Source organism: Lentibacillus sp., from assembly GCF_035301925.1.
In the GTDB taxonomy this organism is placed as follows: domain Bacteria; phylum Bacillota; class Bacilli; order Bacillales; family Amphibacillaceae; genus Lentibacillus.
The window spans coordinates 14943-32493 of record NZ_DATGTI010000047.1; the positions used below are offsets into that span (position 1 = coordinate 14943).

At 43.1% G+C, this 17551-nt stretch carries 21 protein-coding genes; 17 read left to right on the plus strand and 4 right to left on the minus strand.

What is annotated here, in order from left to right:
* Nucleotides 1-5: 5 nt before the first annotated feature.
* Both thiI and VK080_RS04165 read left to right on the plus strand, forming a co-directional pair.
* On the plus strand, nucleotides 6-1208 hold the full coding sequence (thiI, locus tag VK080_RS04160) for a tRNA uracil 4-sulfurtransferase ThiI (protein WP_324223524.1): 1203 nt from the start codon (nucleotides 6-8) through the stop codon (nucleotides 1206-1208).
* A 79-nt stretch (nucleotides 1209-1287) separates the two neighbouring features.
* Complete coding sequence (locus VK080_RS04165; RefSeq protein WP_324223506.1) at nucleotides 1288-1494, plus strand: alpha/beta-type small acid-soluble spore protein; 207 nt, start codon at nucleotides 1288-1290, stop codon at nucleotides 1492-1494.
* A gap of 117 nt (nucleotides 1495-1611) precedes the next feature.
* Here VK080_RS04165 and VK080_RS04170 read toward each other — a convergent pair whose 3' ends face one another.
* The gene (locus tag VK080_RS04170; protein WP_324223507.1) at nucleotides 1612-2412 is read right to left on the minus strand and encodes an NAD kinase; all 801 of its coding nucleotides are present in this window, start codon (nucleotides 2410-2412) and stop codon (nucleotides 1612-1614) included.
* Between the two features lie 156 nt (nucleotides 2413-2568).
* Between VK080_RS04170 and VK080_RS04175 the strand changes: the two genes are divergently transcribed.
* The 6 genes from VK080_RS04175 (at nucleotide 2569) to VK080_RS04200 (ending at nucleotide 7196) form a co-directional block, all read left to right on the plus strand.
* Nucleotides 2569-3168, plus strand: coding sequence for a DUF2953 domain-containing protein (locus VK080_RS04175; protein WP_324223508.1), 600 nt, complete (start codon nucleotides 2569-2571; stop codon nucleotides 3166-3168).
* Nucleotides 3169-3182: 14 nt separating this feature from the next.
* Nucleotides 3183-3767: a GerW family sporulation protein gene (ytfJ, locus tag VK080_RS04180; protein WP_324223509.1), complete on the plus strand. Its 585-nt coding sequence runs from the start codon at nucleotides 3183-3185 to the stop codon at nucleotides 3765-3767.
* Between the two features lie 105 nt (nucleotides 3768-3872).
* Nucleotides 3873-4373, plus strand: a complete 501-nt coding sequence (tpx, locus tag VK080_RS04185) for a thiol peroxidase (RefSeq protein WP_324223510.1) — start codon at nucleotides 3873-3875, stop codon at nucleotides 4371-4373.
* A gap of 116 nt (nucleotides 4374-4489) precedes the next feature.
* Nucleotides 4490-5467, plus strand: coding sequence for a class I SAM-dependent methyltransferase (locus tag VK080_RS04190; protein ID WP_324223511.1), 978 nt, complete (start codon nucleotides 4490-4492; stop codon nucleotides 5465-5467).
* Between the two features lie 23 nt (nucleotides 5468-5490).
* On the plus strand, nucleotides 5491-6678 hold the full coding sequence (locus VK080_RS04195) for an acetate kinase (protein WP_324223525.1): 1188 nt from the start codon (nucleotides 5491-5493) through the stop codon (nucleotides 6676-6678).
* An 11-nt stretch (nucleotides 6679-6689) separates the two neighbouring features.
* Entirely contained in the window at nucleotides 6690-7196 is a 507-nt protein-coding gene (locus tag VK080_RS04200) for a molybdenum cofactor biosynthesis protein B (protein WP_324223512.1), read from the plus strand.
* A gap of 468 nt (nucleotides 7197-7664) precedes the next feature.
* On the opposite strand, the gene VK080_RS04205 is transcribed toward VK080_RS04200, so the two are convergent.
* The gene (locus VK080_RS04205; RefSeq protein ID WP_324223513.1) at nucleotides 7665-8099 is read right to left on the minus strand and encodes a universal stress protein; all 435 of its coding nucleotides are present in this window, start codon (nucleotides 8097-8099) and stop codon (nucleotides 7665-7667) included.
* 127 nt (nucleotides 8100-8226) lie between these two features.
* Here VK080_RS04205 and VK080_RS04210 point away from each other — a divergent pair, with 127 nt between their 5' ends.
* The 3 genes from VK080_RS04210 to ald all read left to right on the plus strand — a co-directional run bounded on the left by VK080_RS04210 (nucleotide 8227) and on the right by ald (nucleotide 10465).
* Nucleotides 8227-8379, plus strand: coding sequence for a hypothetical protein (locus VK080_RS04210; RefSeq protein ID WP_324223526.1), 153 nt, complete (start codon nucleotides 8227-8229; stop codon nucleotides 8377-8379).
* A 120-nt stretch (nucleotides 8380-8499) separates the two neighbouring features.
* Nucleotides 8500-9258: an SDR family oxidoreductase gene (locus VK080_RS04215; protein ID WP_324223514.1), complete on the plus strand. Its 759-nt coding sequence runs from the start codon at nucleotides 8500-8502 to the stop codon at nucleotides 9256-9258.
* An 88-nt stretch (nucleotides 9259-9346) separates the two neighbouring features.
* On the plus strand, nucleotides 9347-10465 hold the full coding sequence (gene ald / locus VK080_RS04220) for an alanine dehydrogenase (protein WP_324223515.1): 1119 nt from the start codon (nucleotides 9347-9349) through the stop codon (nucleotides 10463-10465).
* Between the two features lie 317 nt (nucleotides 10466-10782).
* Here ald and VK080_RS04225 read toward each other — a convergent pair whose 3' ends face one another.
* Nucleotides 10783-11880, minus strand: a complete 1098-nt coding sequence (locus VK080_RS04225; protein ID WP_324223516.1) for a Xaa-Pro peptidase family protein — start codon at nucleotides 11878-11880, stop codon at nucleotides 10783-10785.
* Between the two features lie 164 nt (nucleotides 11881-12044).
* Between VK080_RS04225 and VK080_RS04230 the strand changes: the two genes are divergently transcribed.
* The 5 genes from VK080_RS04230 to VK080_RS04250 all read left to right on the plus strand — a co-directional run bounded on the left by VK080_RS04230 (nucleotide 12045) and on the right by VK080_RS04250 (nucleotide 16112).
* Entirely contained in the window at nucleotides 12045-12719 is a 675-nt protein-coding gene (locus VK080_RS04230; RefSeq protein ID WP_324223517.1) for a PspA/IM30 family protein, read from the plus strand.
* A 129-nt stretch (nucleotides 12720-12848) separates the two neighbouring features.
* Nucleotides 12849-13529 carry a metal-dependent hydrolase gene (locus VK080_RS04235; protein ID WP_324223518.1) on the plus strand — a complete coding sequence of 227 codons (681 nt, stop codon included), beginning with the start codon at nucleotides 12849-12851 and terminating at the stop codon, nucleotides 13527-13529.
* 141 nt (nucleotides 13530-13670) lie between these two features.
* A complete protein-coding gene (locus VK080_RS04240; protein WP_324223519.1) occupies nucleotides 13671-14483 on the plus strand; it encodes a prepilin peptidase in 813 nt (270 codons plus the stop codon).
* A gap of 21 nt (nucleotides 14484-14504) precedes the next feature.
* On the plus strand, nucleotides 14505-14726 hold the full coding sequence (locus VK080_RS04245; protein WP_324223520.1) for a hypothetical protein: 222 nt from the start codon (nucleotides 14505-14507) through the stop codon (nucleotides 14724-14726).
* A gap of 78 nt (nucleotides 14727-14804) precedes the next feature.
* A complete protein-coding gene (locus VK080_RS04250) occupies nucleotides 14805-16112 on the plus strand; it encodes a DRTGG domain-containing protein (RefSeq protein ID WP_324223521.1) in 1308 nt (435 codons plus the stop codon).
* Nucleotides 16113-16178: 66 nt separating this feature from the next.
* Here VK080_RS04250 and VK080_RS04255 read toward each other — a convergent pair whose 3' ends face one another.
* On the minus strand, nucleotides 16179-16469 hold the full coding sequence (locus VK080_RS04255; RefSeq protein WP_324223522.1) for a YtpI family protein: 291 nt from the start codon (nucleotides 16467-16469) through the stop codon (nucleotides 16179-16181).
* Nucleotides 16470-17001: 532 nt separating this feature from the next.
* Here VK080_RS04255 and VK080_RS04260 point away from each other — a divergent pair.
* Nucleotides 17002-17551: bifunctional oligoribonuclease/PAP phosphatase NrnA (locus VK080_RS04260; RefSeq protein ID WP_324223523.1), on the plus strand; the 550-nt coding region annotated here is incomplete at its 3' end.

Below are 17551 nucleotides of genomic sequence, written 5' to 3' on the forward strand. Positions count from 1 at the left end.
TAATGATGCAATATGATCATATTTTAATCCGCTATGGTGAAATGGCCTTAAAAGGTAAAAACAGAAAAAATTTTATTATGCAGCTGCAACATAATCTTCAGCAGCAATTAAAAGATTTTCCGGAAACAAAGGTGAAGCGAACGCAGGGCAGGATGTTTGTTTTACTGAATGGACACAATCCCGAACGTGTTATGGAAAAATGTAAAGATGTATTTGGCATTCAAAGCCTCAGCCTGGCCATAAAAGTCCAAAATGACGAAACCGAAATTAAGGATGCCGCGCTATGGGCACTGGAAAACAGTACAGATGTCCGGACATTCAAAATCTCGGTGAAGCGTATTGATAAAAAATTCCCGATTCGCTCACAAGATATGAATCAGGTTTTAGGCAGACATCTGTTAACCAATACAACGGGCTATACTGTCGATGTTCACCGACCGGATTTAGAGCTGAAAGTTGAAATCAGAAACGAAGCAACATATATTACATCAAGTGTTATCCCGGGACCGGGCGGATTGCCTGTTGGGACATCAGGGAAAACACTGCTCTTGTTATCCGGGGGCATCGACAGTCCTGTTGCCGGATTTTTGGCTATGAAACGCGGGGTGGAAATCGAAGCGATTCATTTCCATTCGCCGCCATTTACGAGCGGGCGCGCAAAGCAAAAGGTTTTGGATTTAGCTGAAAAATTAACACACTATGGTCATAAAATTAACGTTCATGTTGTGCCATTTACAAAATTACAGCAGCATATTTTCCGGGAGATGCCGGAAAATTATGCGATGACCATTATGCGCCGGATGATGCTGCGGATCAGTGAGCAGGTTTGCAAAAAGGAATCCATTTTATCAATAACAACTGGAGAAAGTCTTGGGCAGGTAGCCAGTCAGACGATGGAGAGCATGAATGTCATTAATGAAGTAACGGACTATCCGGTTCTCCGGCCGCTCGTGGCCATGGATAAAGATGATATTATTAAGATTTCCAAAGATATCGAGACGTACGACATATCAATACGTCCATATGAGGATTGCTGTACGATTTTTGTACCGAAATCACCGAAGACGCGGCCTGCCAGGGACAAAGTGAATCAATTCGAGTCACAAACCGATTTTTCCGGGCTGATTGAAGAAGCGGTGGGTGGTATTGACGTGATCACACTAACTGGTGAATCAGATGCTGAAAGAGAATTTGAAGATTTGCTGTAATCCGGACATTTACAACAACTACCAGTTTTAAATCCTCCAGATGGTACACAACATAAGGGTACCAAGGAGGTGATTGAATATGCCAAGCAACAACAGTTCAAATCAACTGGTAGTCCCTGGTGCAGAACAGGCTTTAAACCAAATGAAGACTGAAATTGCACAGGAGTTTGGTGTACAACTTGGTGCTGATACGACTTCCCGTGCCAACGGATCTGTAGGCGGGGAAATCACAAAACGTCTGGTTGCGACAGCGCAACAACAGTTTGGCGGCAATTTGCCACAGTAACAACAGTATAATGATGGCTAAAGGGTTATCCTTCCGGGGATAGCCCTTTTTATATATTGCTGCGGTAATCGTGTGGGAAGAACTGGTTTGACCTCAGACTTCCGTCAAATTTTCACTCTACAAAAATGTACGTTTTACTCTGTCCCAATACGAATTATTTTTCAATTTCACTGTTTTGACAACATTATCGCTCAAGTTGACGGTCAGGCTTTGAATATTCCGGATTGAATAAGCTTCGTTGTCAAGTCCGATAATCGGATAATCATTCCCATCCTGAATAATGTCCAATGTTAACGTACGATTTTTATTCAAAACAAACGACGAGCCAAGCGTGCGGTAGCGGTTATTGTTAAGCGATGCTATTTCAGACACTTGGAAACACGGTATTTTAGGATCGATGACAGCTCCTTGTGTCGATTTATTATAACCTGTACTCCCGGTAGGTGTTGCCACAATCAGACCATCACCGCGGAATGTTTCAAAAAGCATATCATCAATGTGAACATCGACAGCGATGGATTTAATGATGTTTGAGCGGATACTGACTTCATTCAGGCAGTGGAACGTTGATTCACCGTTCACTTGAACGTTGATGGTCGGAAAACGGCGCACTTCCATCGTTTCGTGCTGTATTGTATGCAGCATCTCATCAAAGTTATCCATATTGAAATCACAATATAACCCTGATTCATTTGAGCGCGTGATGCCTGTATATAAACAATCCTGACGAAAGCCTGTTTGACGGACAGCTTGAAGGAACGTACCATCACCGCCAACACTTACGATAATATTCGCATCGTTCGGATCATCCACAACTTGAAAATTGTTGTCTTTTGCCAATGTAAACAATGGTTTTAATTTATAATCAAGATCAGGGTCGCTAGTATAGTAAAAATACAGATTATTCCGAGTCGGCATATGAGAATCCCCTCCATTTATCTGTTAATTTTATTCTATCACTCAACCAAAATTTATCCCAGTCATGTGTAAAATAAGGAAATTGCGGCATTATAATATCAAAGAAGGCACCCGGACGAAGGTTGTGCTGGAATAAAATATAAGCATTTGTCTTTAATGTTGAGCAATTGGGGTGAGTTAATGGTTATTGGCATTCTGATATTTTTTCTCGTCTTTTTTATTGTGGTTTTATATTCACGCATTAAAGTGTTCAGCTCCATTACGTTAAGCCAGGAAGAACAAGTCATTCAAATTGTCTGTTACTTTTATCGGCTCAGGGTGCTGGAAAGATCAATTGATTTAGCTGAAGAAGAACCGGACCATGAGAGATCATTTCAGGAAATTTTATCGCTTTTACATAAGAGCAGCCAAAATTTTGTCCAGAAAACAAGAGACTTTCATGAGGCTGTATCACTCATCTTAGAACGGCTGCGGTTTCATGACTTTTCATGGAAAATGGAAATCGGCACCGGTAAAGCGCATACGACAGGTATGGCTGCCGGCGGAATATGGAGTGCAATTGGTGCGGTGACGGGCGTATTATCAGCAAAAAGTCATTTTCTTTGTAAACCATCGATTATGGTAACACCCCTTTATAACCAAAAACGGATTCAATCGACTTTTGATTGCATGATATCCATCAGGACAGGGCAAGCTATTTATGCATTACTGAAAATCATACGAAAATATTCTGTAAAACGAGAAGCTACCATCTAAGAAGGAGGATTATCATGGATGAACATCCAATACAGGGCTTAATGACAACGGCAATGGAAAATTTGAAGGATATGACTGAGGTCAATACAATCATCGGCGACCCTATTGAATCACCGGTGGATGGCAGTGTGATCATTCCAGTATCGAGACTGGGATTTGGATTCGCTGCTGGTGGGAGTGAATTCAATGGAAGCAGTTCCGGGGATTCAGGCGGACAAAATGCAATGCCATTTGGCGGCGGCAGCGGCGGGGGTGTATCTGTGACACCTGTTGCATTTTTGATTGTTAATCCAAAAGGTATTAAAATGATTCACCTTGACGAGAGCACACACATATATGAAAAAATGATGGACTTTGCACCTAAAGCGGTGGAAAAAATTCAGCAGCTGCTGAAGGAATCAGGGCTGCCGGATAAGGTGAAGCAGCAATCTGGTGAACATCGCAGCAAAGAAGATCAGAATAAGCAGAAGAAAGAGAAACAGCAGAGGGAAGAGCAAGCGGAACAGTCTCAACAAGAAGAACAGCCGCAGCAGGGTCAAAGGCGCCAGCGGAAATCACAGCAATTTGATGATCAATTTGACCAGGATTTTGATATATAATTCACAAAGTTTTCACGTATTTCGGTATCTCTAACAGTGGACATACATGGTCATTCCATTCATAATAACAATATAGGCTAATATTTATAGGAAGGAATGATTCAAATGGCAAATGTCACTTTTAACCAGGATCCGGTCACACTGTTGGGCAATGAAATCTCGGTCGGTGATAAGGCTCCGGACTTTACAGTTTTGTCAAATGACCTCCAGGAAGTCTCTCTCAGTGACTATAAAGGGAAGGTAAGATTGATAGCGGCAGTACCATCGGTCGATACAAGCGTTTGTTCAGAGGAGACGAAACGTTTTAATGAAGAGGCAGACAAGCTTGACAACGTACACGTACTAACTATCAGCATGGATTTGCCGTTTGCTCAGGGACGCTGGTGTGCTGCGAATGGCGTTAAAAACCTGGATACATTATCAGATCATCGGGATGCGGACTTCGGTGAAAAATACGGTGTGCTGATTAAAGAACTCCGACTCCTGGCACGGGCAGTATTTGTGGTTGATTCAAGTGATACCGTCACATACGTCGAGTATGTCAGTGAAGCTACCAACCATCCCGATTATGAAAGTGCGTTGGAAGCTGCAAAAAAAGCAGAATAAGCATCTACGTCTCTCCTGCTATGGAATTTAGCAGGGGGGCTTTTTGTTTTAGAATCCGCTGGTCATTTGATACAATAAATACGCTTTGTGAGACAATGGATCGGAGGATTTGTAACATGGAAACGTCGAACGTGGAACGATTGTTTGAGGACATTGATTATTTAACGGAAATTTTACAGCAATCCATGAATGAAACGTATTTGGAAAGTTTGACGATTGCTCTGGAGACAATCTTTTACCAGGAACTGCCTGAGGGCGTGGATGATGGTTTAATGCAAAAACTGCAAACGATACCTGATGTAGTGTCTTATGATGTCGTGGAAATTCGAAAGGCTGTTCAGCTGGCTACCTTAAAAGGGATGAAGGGTGCCACGCAGCAACAGCATTTAATGACCCCTGAAACTGTGGCAATGTTTGTCGGTTATTTGGCTGAAAAGGTTACAAAAGGTGAAGGCGATCTTCGGGTGTTTGACCCGGCTGGTGGAACGGGAAATCTTTTAACGACTGTGATTGAACAGTTGGACAAACTTGAGTATGTTGCTGCTGGAGAAGTTGATCCGACCCTGATAAAGCTTGCCGTCATGAGTGCTAATCTGCAGCAAAAAGAAATTGAGTTTTTCCATCAGGACAGTTTACGCCCATTTTTGATGGATCCGGTTGATCTGGTTGTCAGCGATCTGCCGGTTGGTTATTATCCTGATGATATCCGGGCGGGCGGCTATGAATTAAAAGCGGATGAGGGCCATTCCTATGCCCATCATCTATTTATTGAACAGAGCATTAATTATACTAAACCCGGTGGTTATTTGATTTTTGTCATTCCAGAGTTTCTTTTCGACAGTGACCAGTCTGATAAATTGCATGCCTACCTTCAGGAAAATGCCCATATGATAGGTGTGCTGCAGCTTCCGGAAACAGTATTCAAATCAACTATAAACCGAAAGAGCATTATGATGCTGCAAAAGAAAGGACCGGAAACGACCGCTCTCAAACAACCGCTGCTTGTTCAAGTTCCTTCATTTAAAAATACAAAAGCCATGAACGATATTTTGGCACAGATGAACAATTGGTTCAAGGTTAATATGAATAAGTAGATACATGAAGGAGGTTCATGACATTGTCCAATGTTCTGGCAATCAATGCCGGGAGTTCTTCATTGAAGTTTCAGCTGATTCGCATGCCTGAGGAAGACGTTTTGGCAAAAGGGGTTGTTGAACGGATCGGTCTTTTCGATTCGGTTTTTACAATCGACGTTAATGGTGACAAAGATAAATCAGTGATGAATATTCCGGATCATGAAGCAGCTGTAAAGCAACTCCTGGAAAAACTGAAATCATCCGGTGTCATTCGATCGATGGAAGAAATCAAAGCAGTTGGACATCGTGTTGTCCATGGTGGTGAAAAGTTCAGTGATTCGGTTGTCATAACGGATGAGGTTATTAAGACGATTGAGGAAGTATCGGAACTGGCGCCGCTTCACAATCCGGCAAATTTGACCGGGATTCATGCTTTCCGGGAAATTTTGCCGGATGTTCCCATGGTTGCCGTGTTTGATACAGCTTTTCATCAAACAATGCCGGAGAAGTCATATTTATACAGTTTGCCATATACGTATTATGAGAAATATGGTATTCGAAAATATGGTTTTCACGGCACATCGCATAAGTATGTTTCCGAACGGGCAGCCAAATTGATGGGGCTTCCGGTTGAACAGCTGCGGCTAATTTCCTGCCATTTGGGGAATGGTGCCAGTATCACTGCGATTGACAAAGGAAAATCGATTGACACATCGATGGGCTTTACGCCTTTAGCCGGTGTGACAATGGGGACGAGATCGGGAAATATCGATCCGGCGCTCATTCCGTATATTATGAAAAAAACTGGAAAAGACGTTAATGAGGTCGTCAATATTCTAAACAAAGAAAGCGGGATGCTTGGGCTGTCTGGATTTTCAAGTGACTTGCGCGATATCGAGCAGCAGGCTGATGAGAGTGAACGCGCTGAATTGGCATTGGATATTTTCGCAGCACGCATTCACAAATATTTGGGATCTTATGCTGCCAGAATGTCGGGCGTTGATGCAATCATTTTTACAGCAGGTGTCGGTGAGAACAGTAGCCTGATCCGGGAAAAAGTGCTGACCGGCCTGGAATTTATGGGTGTCTATTGGGATCCATCCCGCAATCAAATCCGTGGGAAAGAGGCATTCATTAACTATCCGCACTCCCCGGTAAAGGTCATGGTGATACCAACGGATGAGGAAATTGTTATCGCACGGGACACAGTAAGGCTGACGAATGATTAGGGGGGATTGCTTTGTCTGTTCATCAGCATAAACAGGGGAAAGAATCAATCAATTGCATGATCATAACAATCAGTGATACAAGAACTGAGGAATCTGACAAAAGCGGGAATTTGATGGCTGCTTTACTGGAGGAAGCGGGGCATGTTGTCGCTGAAAAGACCATTGTTCCGGATCAAATGCATGCCATTCGTGATTCCGTAACAAACGGATGCGAAAACGCCAATGTTGATATTATCTTAACGAATGGCGGCACAGGTATTGCCAATCGGGATGTGACCATTGAAACGATACAGCCGATGCTTGACAAGGAAATGAGCGGATTTGGTGAGATATTCCGAGTGCTCAGCTATCAGGAAGACATTGGTTCGGCAGCTGCTTTGTCACGCGCAATTGCGGGTGTGATCGGGAGGACGGCTATTTTTGCAACACCCGGTTCGTCGGGGGCTGTGAAATTGGCCATGAACAAACTGATTGTTCCGGAATTAAATCATGTTGTGAATGAATTGAGGAAAAAATGATTAGTAGTGCGTGTTCAAAAGGAGGATAAAAAGGACCGAGAAGTTTGAGGCGGTGCAGTTTCGAGCACAAGAAAAGCTTCATCGAATTCACTTCGCACGCAGGAAAAGCGTTCTTCTTTTCCAAGGAGCGGGCTTCTCTTGTTTGTGGTGACTTCGACGTTCGACACAGGACGTGTCGGTATTTAGTCGAAGGCCCTCTACCCCGACGTGTCATTTTACCGGAATTTGGAACAACCTCTAGTAGTGCTGCCGGTATTTGTTCGGGATACGCGATATCCGTACCTAATCGCTTGAAGGAAGACTATGTCGTGTACAGAAGGAGTGGATGTCAGCAGCTACATACGCGCTGTAAACATAAAAATCGCGCGACGATAGCGTCAATTCGCGCGACAGCAGCACTCATGTTAGAACATTTTTTAAACATGTGCAGGGGAGCAACCAGGAGATTAGGCCTGACAACTAAATTTTTCAGCGGACAACAAGCACATCACAGCTGGCATATCTTGTAATGCTTTCAGATACACTGCCAATCAGGAATCGTTCAACGGCTCCCATGCCAGTTGCACCACACACAATCAAATCTGCTCCGAAATTCCCTGCGATATCTTTGGCAATCTTCACTTTTGGTGACCCATACTCCACACATCTTGCCAAATTGGTTATCCCGGCCGCTTTAGCATTTTCCACGTAACTATCCACAAGTTCTTTCGCGTATTCTTCTGCACGTTCTGCGAGTGTCCGATCGTAAGCTTCTGCTGTTGCAAATGTCCTTGAATCAACAACGTGAGCCAATATCAAACGGGCATCATTCCGTTTGACAATATCCAGTGCTTTGCGGAAAGCTTTTTCGGAAGCTTCCGAACCGTCAACGGCTGCGACAATGTGTCTATATTCAGAATTCATTGTTATCCCCTCCTTATTATATTAATACCCTTTTTATATTAATGACAACCATATTTACCAAAACTGGAAATAAAAAATCCTTTATTGTAGCGTTATTGTGAACATACTAAAGTTGGAGGTGATGAACTTGGTAAAGCCAAAAAAGTTATTTGAAGACAAAAAGGGTATATCGACAGTAAGGAACCAATTATTCGACAGCTACCAGAGTGGTGTCATTGAAGATAAAGAGAAGCTTTCCAATAATCGAAGCATCCACACGTATAACAACCAGAAAAATTAAAGCGCCAATCCATCCTTAAAGGGTGGATTGTTTTTCTGCTTAACACGATTATTTATGTTATAATCTCCCATATAATGAGCAGTACGCTACCTATGATGATCAGATAAGGAGGTACAGTTGATGGGACATGCATTGATAACAGCCGGTACATCCGGCCTGGGCAGGCAAGTGGTTCAAAAATTTCTGGAAGCCGGGCATCGTGTCACAACAACATATTACAGTAACTCTCAAAAGGCTCGTGAGGTTCGGGAAGAGCTTGCATCATACAGCCATTTATTACATATTGAACAAGCAGACGTTACGAAAAAAGAGGATCTGAACAATTTGGTGAATCGTGCAGTGGAATATCAAGGAGGCATTGACTATTTAATCAACAATGCCGGCCCTTTTGTATTTGAACGAAAAAAATTGCTTGACTACTCTGATGATGAGTGGGATGAAATGATCAACGGCAACCTTAATGCGGTATTTTATTTGCTGAAACTGACAGTCCCTTATATGCGACAGCAGCGTTTTGGCAGAATTGTCAATTATGGGTTTCAGGGAGCAAATAGTGCTTCGGGATGGCTGTATCGTTCTGCCTTTGCAGCAGCGAAAAGCGGGTTGGTATCGCTGACGAAAACGATCGCTTTTGAAGAAGCCGAATATCAAATAACATCCAATATGGTGTGTCCGGGCAATATCGTCGGTGACATGAAGGAAGCCGGAATCGCGGACAGCCGACAAGTGCATGATGACAAGACACCAATCGGGAGACCTGGTACAGGGGAGGATATTGCACGGGCGATTTTGTATTTATGTGATCGTGATTCCGATATGATTACAGGATCTGTTTTTGAAATTACAGGCGGCATCGATGTTATTAACCGGTATCGGTAATGTTTTAGTATTTTATATAGGAATTTGTTATAATGAAAGTGTTTTCAAATCATTTTATTTGCATAATATTCAGAAGGGGGTATTTGCATTGCGAATTGGTGTACCAAAGGAAATCAAGAATAATGAAAACCGGGTTGCCATGACACCAGCTGGCGTCGTCACATTAAAAAATGCAGGGCACGAGGTTTTTGTGGAGACCGGTGCGGGACTGGGATCTGGCTTTACCGATGAGGCTTATGCTGATGAGGGGGCGGTAATCGTTAAAACCGCGGAAGAAGCCTGGTCAAACGAAATGGTTATGAAAGTAAAAGAACCGCTGCCTGAAGAATACGATTATTTTTATGAAGGCCAAATTCTTTTAACGTTTCTGCATTTAGCAGCGGAGCCGGAGTTGACAAAAGCACTGATCGATAAAAAAGTAGTCGGCATTGCCTACGAAACTGTACAGCTCGGAAATGGTTCACTGCCGCTATTGACACCGATGAGTGAAGTTGCAGGCCGCATGGCTGCTCAAATTGGTGCACAATTCCTGGAGAAAACTAAGGATGGAAAAGGTATTCTGCTTTCCGGGATCCCGGGTGTTAAGCGCGGAAAAGTAACCGTCATCGGCGGGGGCGGCGTCGGGACAAATGCTGCCCGAATTGCCATGGGACTTGGTGCTGATGTGACTGTTATCGACTTGGATCCGGAACGCATGCGTGAGCTTGATGACATGTTTGGTTCGGATATCAACACGCTGATGTCGAACCCCAAAAATATAGCTGATGCTGTTGCGGAGTCTGATCTTGTGATTGGTGCTGTTTTGATCCCTGGAGCCAAGGCGCCTACTTTGGTAACAGAAGAAATGGTCAAAGCTATGCCAGAGGATTCGGTCATTGTTGATGTTGCCATTGACCAGGGAGGGATTGTCGAAACGGGTGACCGGATTACGTCACACGATGATCCGACATATAAAAAGCATGGTGTGGTACATTATGCCGTTCCGAATATTCCTGGTGCAGTACCGCGAACTGCAACAATCGGTCTGACAAACGTTACAGTGCCATACGCCCTGCAATTGGCCAATAAGGGTTACAAGCAGGCATGTCTTGATAATGAAGCATTGCTTAAAGGAATCAACACTTTGGACGGATATGTCACGTTAAAAGCAGTTGCTGAAGCCCATGATCTACGCTATGATGATGTGCATACACTGCTGAATAAATAAAGTGAAACTTCATTCAGCGGGCGTTTTTCCCGCTGAATGGTAGTTGAACAGAATCGGGCATTTAGGGTCAGTTATCCGCCGTTCTTTGGCGGGTTACTGCCCCTATATAGGGGAAGAAAAAGCGGTCCCTAGTTTTTCAGGGCCGCTTTTGTAGTTTGGTTGATATGCGCTGAATTCGGTTGATAAAATTCAAATTAGGTTGATATCCGCACGATTTGATCGATAACTATCATATCAGTCAATATCATACAACATACAATTTGTTTTTACCCACCATTCAGCCCTTGGTAACGGTGGGCTAAATATCCCGCCGTATATCAATCGACAATTTGCAGTTCTTTCGGCGATTTGGTCAATGTTTCAGCACCTTCATCTGTTATGAAAATCATATCTTCAATTCGTACGCCACCCTGACCCGGCACATAAATCCCTGGTTCAATGGTATAGCACATACCGGTTTGAAGCGGAAGCCGGTTTTGACCATGCATCGACGGGTATTCGTGCGTCTCAATCCCCAGTCCATGACCGACACGATGTAGAAAAAAGTCACCATAACCAGCCTGCTCAATATGTTTGCGTGCTGCTGAATCAATTTCGCCCACTGCTGTTCCTTGTTTGGAAGCGCTGATTGCTTTTGTTTCTGCTTCCAGGACAGTGTGATATATCGTTTTCTGTTCAGGGCTTATTGATTGATAAGCAACTGTCCGGGTAATATCGGAGCAGTATCCTTCAAAAACGACCCCAAGGTCAAAAAGTACAAGGTCACCTTTTTCAATCTTCTTCATGGAAGGTGTTCCATGTGGTGATGCCGTCTTGGCACCGGACAGGGCCATCGTTGAAAAAGACATTTGCTGCACGCCTTGTTTCTTCAGTTCATATTCAATTTGTGCAATGATTTCCAGTTCGCTGACACCTTCATTTATCGATCGGATACCTGTTTCGATCCCAAAATCAGCAAGTTCAGCAGCCGTTTTAAGGAGGTCGCGCTCTTGTTTGCTTTTAATCACTCTTAAATTGGCCAGTATTTCCTGTGCATTGCTGAATGTGGTATCCGGAAGCACTGATTTGATCTGATGAAATCGCTCCATTGTCAGATGGTTTTGCTCAACAGCCGTGGATACCGGGAAACTGTCGTTCTGTTTCAAAAATTGCTGAAACAGTCCCCAAGGATTTTCGCTGTCACTGTATGCAATCATGTCATATTCCCAACCGGCACTTTTTGCATCTTCTTTCTCCAGTGCTGGAATAATCAGTAATGGATCATGAAACCTGCTGACATAGACAGCGATAACCCGCTCGTGCGGATCAGTATAATGGTTGCTTAAATAGTAAACGTTGGCACTTGAAGTCACAAGTATACTGTCCAGATTGTTAGCCTTGAGTTCATTATGAAGTGTGGTAAGTCTTTCAGTCATTGTAAGCACTCCTATTAATAATGATTGACCCCATTATAACAAATCAAATGCAAAAAAAATCGTTCCATGATTGAAACTTTTCCTGGGTAATATCGTATGAGATAGTGATCATACAAAATGACGGATAACTTTTGGAATAAAATTAAAACGAGGAGGCTATCTGTATGTTTAAATTTTTCAAACGCGTATCGACTGTCGTCAGCTCCGAGTTGAATGCGATGCTTGACAAAGCGGAAGATCCGGTGAAAATGCTCGATCAGTTTATAAGAGATATGGAAAGCGACATCCGGGAAGTCGAATCAGCTGTTGCCAAACAAATAGCGAATGAGAAAATGCTGAAACGAAAAGCGGATGACGCGCAGGCTAAAGTAGAAAAACGGCAAAAGCAGGCTGAACAGGCTGTTGAAGCAGGTGATGATGATTTGGCCAAACGTGCACTCGAAGATAAAGCGGAACAGGAGAAACAGGCTGAATTACTGCAGACGTCATGGGAGCAGGCAAGTAAGGATAGTCAGGAGTTACGGACAAAATTGGATGAAATGAAAAAAGAATACAAGCAGATGAAATTGAAGAAAGATTCGCTTCAGGCACGGGCGGAATCGGCTAAAACCAAAGCAAAAATGAACCGGACCATGTCAACAATCAGCAGTGATGAATCTAAAAAAGGGTTCGAACGCATGGAGGAAAAGGTGCTGCAGTATGAGGCGGAAGCCGATACGAGCGATGATTTATCATACGAAACACGGTCACTTGATGAGGAATTTGACAAATTGAACAATGATCAGAGTGAAGTTGACGATGAACTGAAAGAGCTTAAAAAGAAACTGGGGAAAGCATAATCGAATCCTTTCTTTTGCTGACAAAATTGACACATGATGCATAAATAAAAGTTAAAACGGGAAAAGGAATTTGCAGCGTCTCTATTGAATATATACAGTGCAGACTATTTAGCAAAAGGAGCGATATTCATGAAAGTATCTTATCATGGCCATTCTGTCGTTCGGGTTGAAACTGACAGTCACAAGATTTTAATCGATCCGTTTATTTCCGGAAATGAAAAATGTGATCTTGATGCAGGCTCTGTTGAAACAGATGCTATTCTGCTGACACATGGGCACAACGACCATGTCGGGGACACTGAAGAAATTGCCAAGCGGAATGATGCACTTGTTGTTGCCCCAAACGAACTTGCGGATTATCTGGGCAATAAAGGGCTCAATACACACAATATGCACATTGGCGGGGCACATGAATTTGACTTTGGTAAAGTGAAATACACCCAAGCATTTCATGGCTCATCCTTTACCGAAGAAGATGGTACCATTATTTATACTGGAATGCCGGGCGGGATTTTGCTGACAATCGACGGCAAGACGATTTATCATGTCGGCGATACCGGGTTGTTCAGCGATCTGAAGCTGATCGGCGATATGAATGATATTGACATTGCGTTTGTCCCAATTGGTGATAATTTCACAATGGGACCTGATGATGCGTTAATTGCATCGGACTGGATCAACGCCAAGACAGTCGTTCCGATCCATTACAATACATTCCCGGTGATTGAGCAGGATCCGGAGGCTTTTGCATCCAAGGTTAAAACAGGGAAAGGACTGGCAATGAAAATAGGAGATTCAGTGGATTTATAAGAAGGTGAATAAACGTGAGCGATCGTGCTCACGTTTTTAGCTTCAATGAAATCCTGCACTATAAACCATGAAATCTATAATCTAGACTACGTGAAACCTACACTTTTCATTTTATTAATATTTAAAACAAGGAGCACAGTTATGAATGATCTTCTAATCATGCTATTTTTTCTTCTTGGTTTAATCTTCGGTTCTTTCTTCAATGTCATCGGATTACGTGTACCCCAAAATCAGCCCTTCGCCAACGACCGATCCGTTTGTCCGCAATGCAGACATCTGCTGGCATGGTATGAACTTATGCCCGTCGTATCTTATATACTGCAGCGTGGCAAATGCAGACACTGTAAAAGAAAGATATCCCCCATATATCCAATTGTCGAGCTCTTAACCGGTGTCTTATTTGCATTCAGTTATGCCGATGCGGGTCTCAACCTGGAGTTGGTGACCGCATTGTTGTTAATGTCAATGCTGGTTATCATATTCGTTTCGGACATGACATACATGCTTATTCCAAATAAAATCATGCTCTTCTTTCTGACATTATTTGTGATCATACGGATCATTGACCCGCTTGATCCGTGGTGGTCTTCTATTGCCGGGGCACTTGCCGGGGTGCTGATTATCGCATTGATCATTCTCGTGAGTCGCGGTGGTATGGGGGCGGGGGACATGAAGCTGTTTGGTCTTTTAGGCATTATATTGGGGGTTGAAAAAACGTTGCTGACTTTATTTCTTTCCTCTATGATCGGTGCTGTAATCGGACTTGTATTGCTTTTACTGAAAATAATCGACCGGAAACAGCCTGTCCCGTTCGGCCCTTATATTGTTTTGGCAGCAGTAACAACTTATTTTCAAGGGGATGTTTTGTTAAGCTGGTATTTTAATGATTTGATGTCAATAAGTGAAGGGTTTCTCATCGTGAGTTCTGTATCTCCTGTTTTCATCATAGATTAACACCAAAAGGAGGAGATTGGTTTGCAGCATTATGCCATTTTACGTTTGCTTTCGTCGGGCTTTTTCCTTTATATTGCCTGGCCTGTCATTCCGACTGCCGTCACACCGGAAGCTGTTCTTTTTTGGGGTGCATGGCTTGGTTTTTTGATACTCGTGGTCGGAGCAAATTTTGCAACACTTTTGCAAATGACAGAACCTCCAGTTATGGAACAGGATAGGACAAGATCACGTCAACAAGCTTAACCGTTGAGGTTTCAGTGTATCAACTGTATAATATATGGTAAGTATGAGTATTAGTACAGTTGAAAGTCGGTGAACCGGATGGCGACCAAACATGAACAAATTTTGCAGCATATTTTATCATTAGAAATCGGTCATAAAATTTCCGTCAGACAGATTGCGAAAACGATGAATGTCAGTGAAGGCACCGCTTACCGGGCGATTAAAGAAGCTGAAAACCAGGGAATTGTCAGCACGATTGAGCGTGTGGGTACAATTCGGATTGAACGGAAAAAGAAAGAAAATTTTGAACGTCTGACGTTTGCAGAAGTTATCAAAATTGTGGATGGACAAGTATTGGGTGGCCGCAAGGGACTGCATAAAACATTGAATAAATTTGTCATCGGTGCAATGCAGCTCGATGCCATGATGCGCTATACCGAAGCAGGTTCACTGTTGATCGTGGGTAATCGGGTGAAGGCACATGAACTGGCATTAATTGAGGGTGCTGCCGTTTTAATTACAGGCGGATTTGATACAAATGATGATATAAAACAGCTGGCGGATGAAAAACAGTTGCCCGTCATGTCGACAAGCTATGATACGTTTACGGTTGCAGCGATGATCAACAGGGCGATATACGACCAGCTGATTAAAAAGGAAATTGTGTTTATCGGGGATATTTATACACCATATGATGAATCATTGTATTTATATACAAAGGATAAGCTTGAACGCTGGTATGAGTTGAACGAGAGATTTTCACACACAAGATATCCGGTTGTTGATGCAAAAGAGCGTGTGGCAGGCATCATAACATCAAAGGATATGATCGGAAAAGACAGAAATACGCCAATTGAAAGAATAATGACGAAAAATCCGATCACAGCTCAGGAGAAGACGTCCCTTGCATCTGTCGCCCATATGATGGTTTGGGAAGGTATCGAGCTTGTTCCGGTAGTTGATCCTTCAAACAGGCTTAAAGGCGTTGTATCACGTCAGGATGTCTTGAAAGCTCTGCAGCAGATTCAGCGTCAGCCGCAAATTGGTGAAACAATTGATGATATTGTTGCGCGTAATCTGCTTCCGGCAGAAGAGGAGCAGACAGCTTTTCATGCATATGTGACACCACAAATGACAAATCAGCTTGGAACACTTTCCAATGGTGTATTTACAGCGCTAATGACTGAAGCGAGCAGCCGGGTTCTGCGCCATTATAAAAAAGGTGATCTTGTCGTGGAGAATCTAACGGTGTACTTTTTGAAACCAGTACAAATCGACAGCAAGCTGGTTATCAAACCAAAAATACTGGAAGCCGGCCGCATTTACGCCAAAGTGGATATCCAAGTCTTCAACGATAAGAAAATGGTTGGAAAAGGTCTCCTGATGGCCCAACTGATCGACCGCTAAAATAAAGGAATCGGCAACATCGCCGATTCCATCCAGTCCGACCTCTGGCATCTGACTTCAGTGTGGCTATGCATTCAATCGTTTCCATTCACGCCGGTAATGTTTTGCTTCTTTAAAACCAACATATAAGTACAGCCCGCCTAAAAGCAGGAAAACAATCCCAACAAATAATGAGATGCGTGTTTGATAAAATATATATTGATTAATTCCGAAAAAGAAGATAAAACTTCCGAGATAGAAACGGGATTTTGCGTTAAAATAAGCTTGAGTCAGACCATCATCACTTTTTAGGATGGCAACTTTGTAATAAACCCAAAAAACAAGTGAAAGTACAATAATAATTGGAAAAATAATCATGTCATCTACTCCTACATCAACAGTCTTCGTTAATTCGCCTTAAGAGTAGGCCGGTAATAAACGCGGTGTCCTTTCTCATTGTCGGTACTGGCACGTCTTGTGCGTCGCAAGCCCCCTGCTTCAATACGCCATAACCAAGAAGCCAGGTTGGAGGTTAACTGATCGTAAAGGTCGATTCTGTTCGGGCCTGCAGGACGCAGGTCACAAAGGCGTTGCAACAGGACGTTGCGCATTTAGCCTTTGTACCTCTGCTTCGACGGGAAAAAACGCCCGCTGAATGAAGTTTCACTTTTCCCCGCATGTAATGGTCAGTAACCCGCCAAAGAACGGCGGATAACTGACCCTAAATGCCCGATTCTGTTCGGGCCTGCAGGACGCAGGTCACAAAGGCGTTGCAACAGGACGTTGCGCATTTAGCCTTTGTACCTCTGCTTCAGCGGGAAAAACGCCCGCTGAATGAAGTTTCACTTTATTGTAGCTTGTTTTTGGTATAAAATAAAGTAAAAAAATGTGACAGGGATAGGAGAATACGATGAGCATACAGTCTATCATTCAATCAATAAAAGAATACGATACCATCATCATCCACCGTCATGTCCGTCCTGATTCTGATGCATACGGTTCCCAGGCGGGTTTAAAAGAGATGATTGTAGCGTCTTTCCCGCATAAAAATGTGTATATTGTCGGTGAAGAGGATCCGTCATTGGATTTTCTGGCAAGTATGGATGTGGTTGATGATCATAAATATAAAGGTGCACTAGTCATTGTCTGTGATACGGCCAATACTGCCCGTATCAGTGATGAGCGTTACGATTTGGGAGATAAACTGATTAAAATCGATCACCATCCTGTTGTGGATGATTATGGTGACGTGAAATGGGTGGACACAGCCGCAAGTTCGACAAGTGAAATGATTTATGATTTATACCAGACCGCAAAAAATGAAGGGTTTAAATTCAATGATGAAGCTGCCCGTCTGATCTATGCCGGAATTGTCGGTGATACTGGAAGATTTTTATTCCCAAGCACAACAAAAAAAACATTCCAGCATGCTGCCGAACTTGTCACCTATCATTTTGATC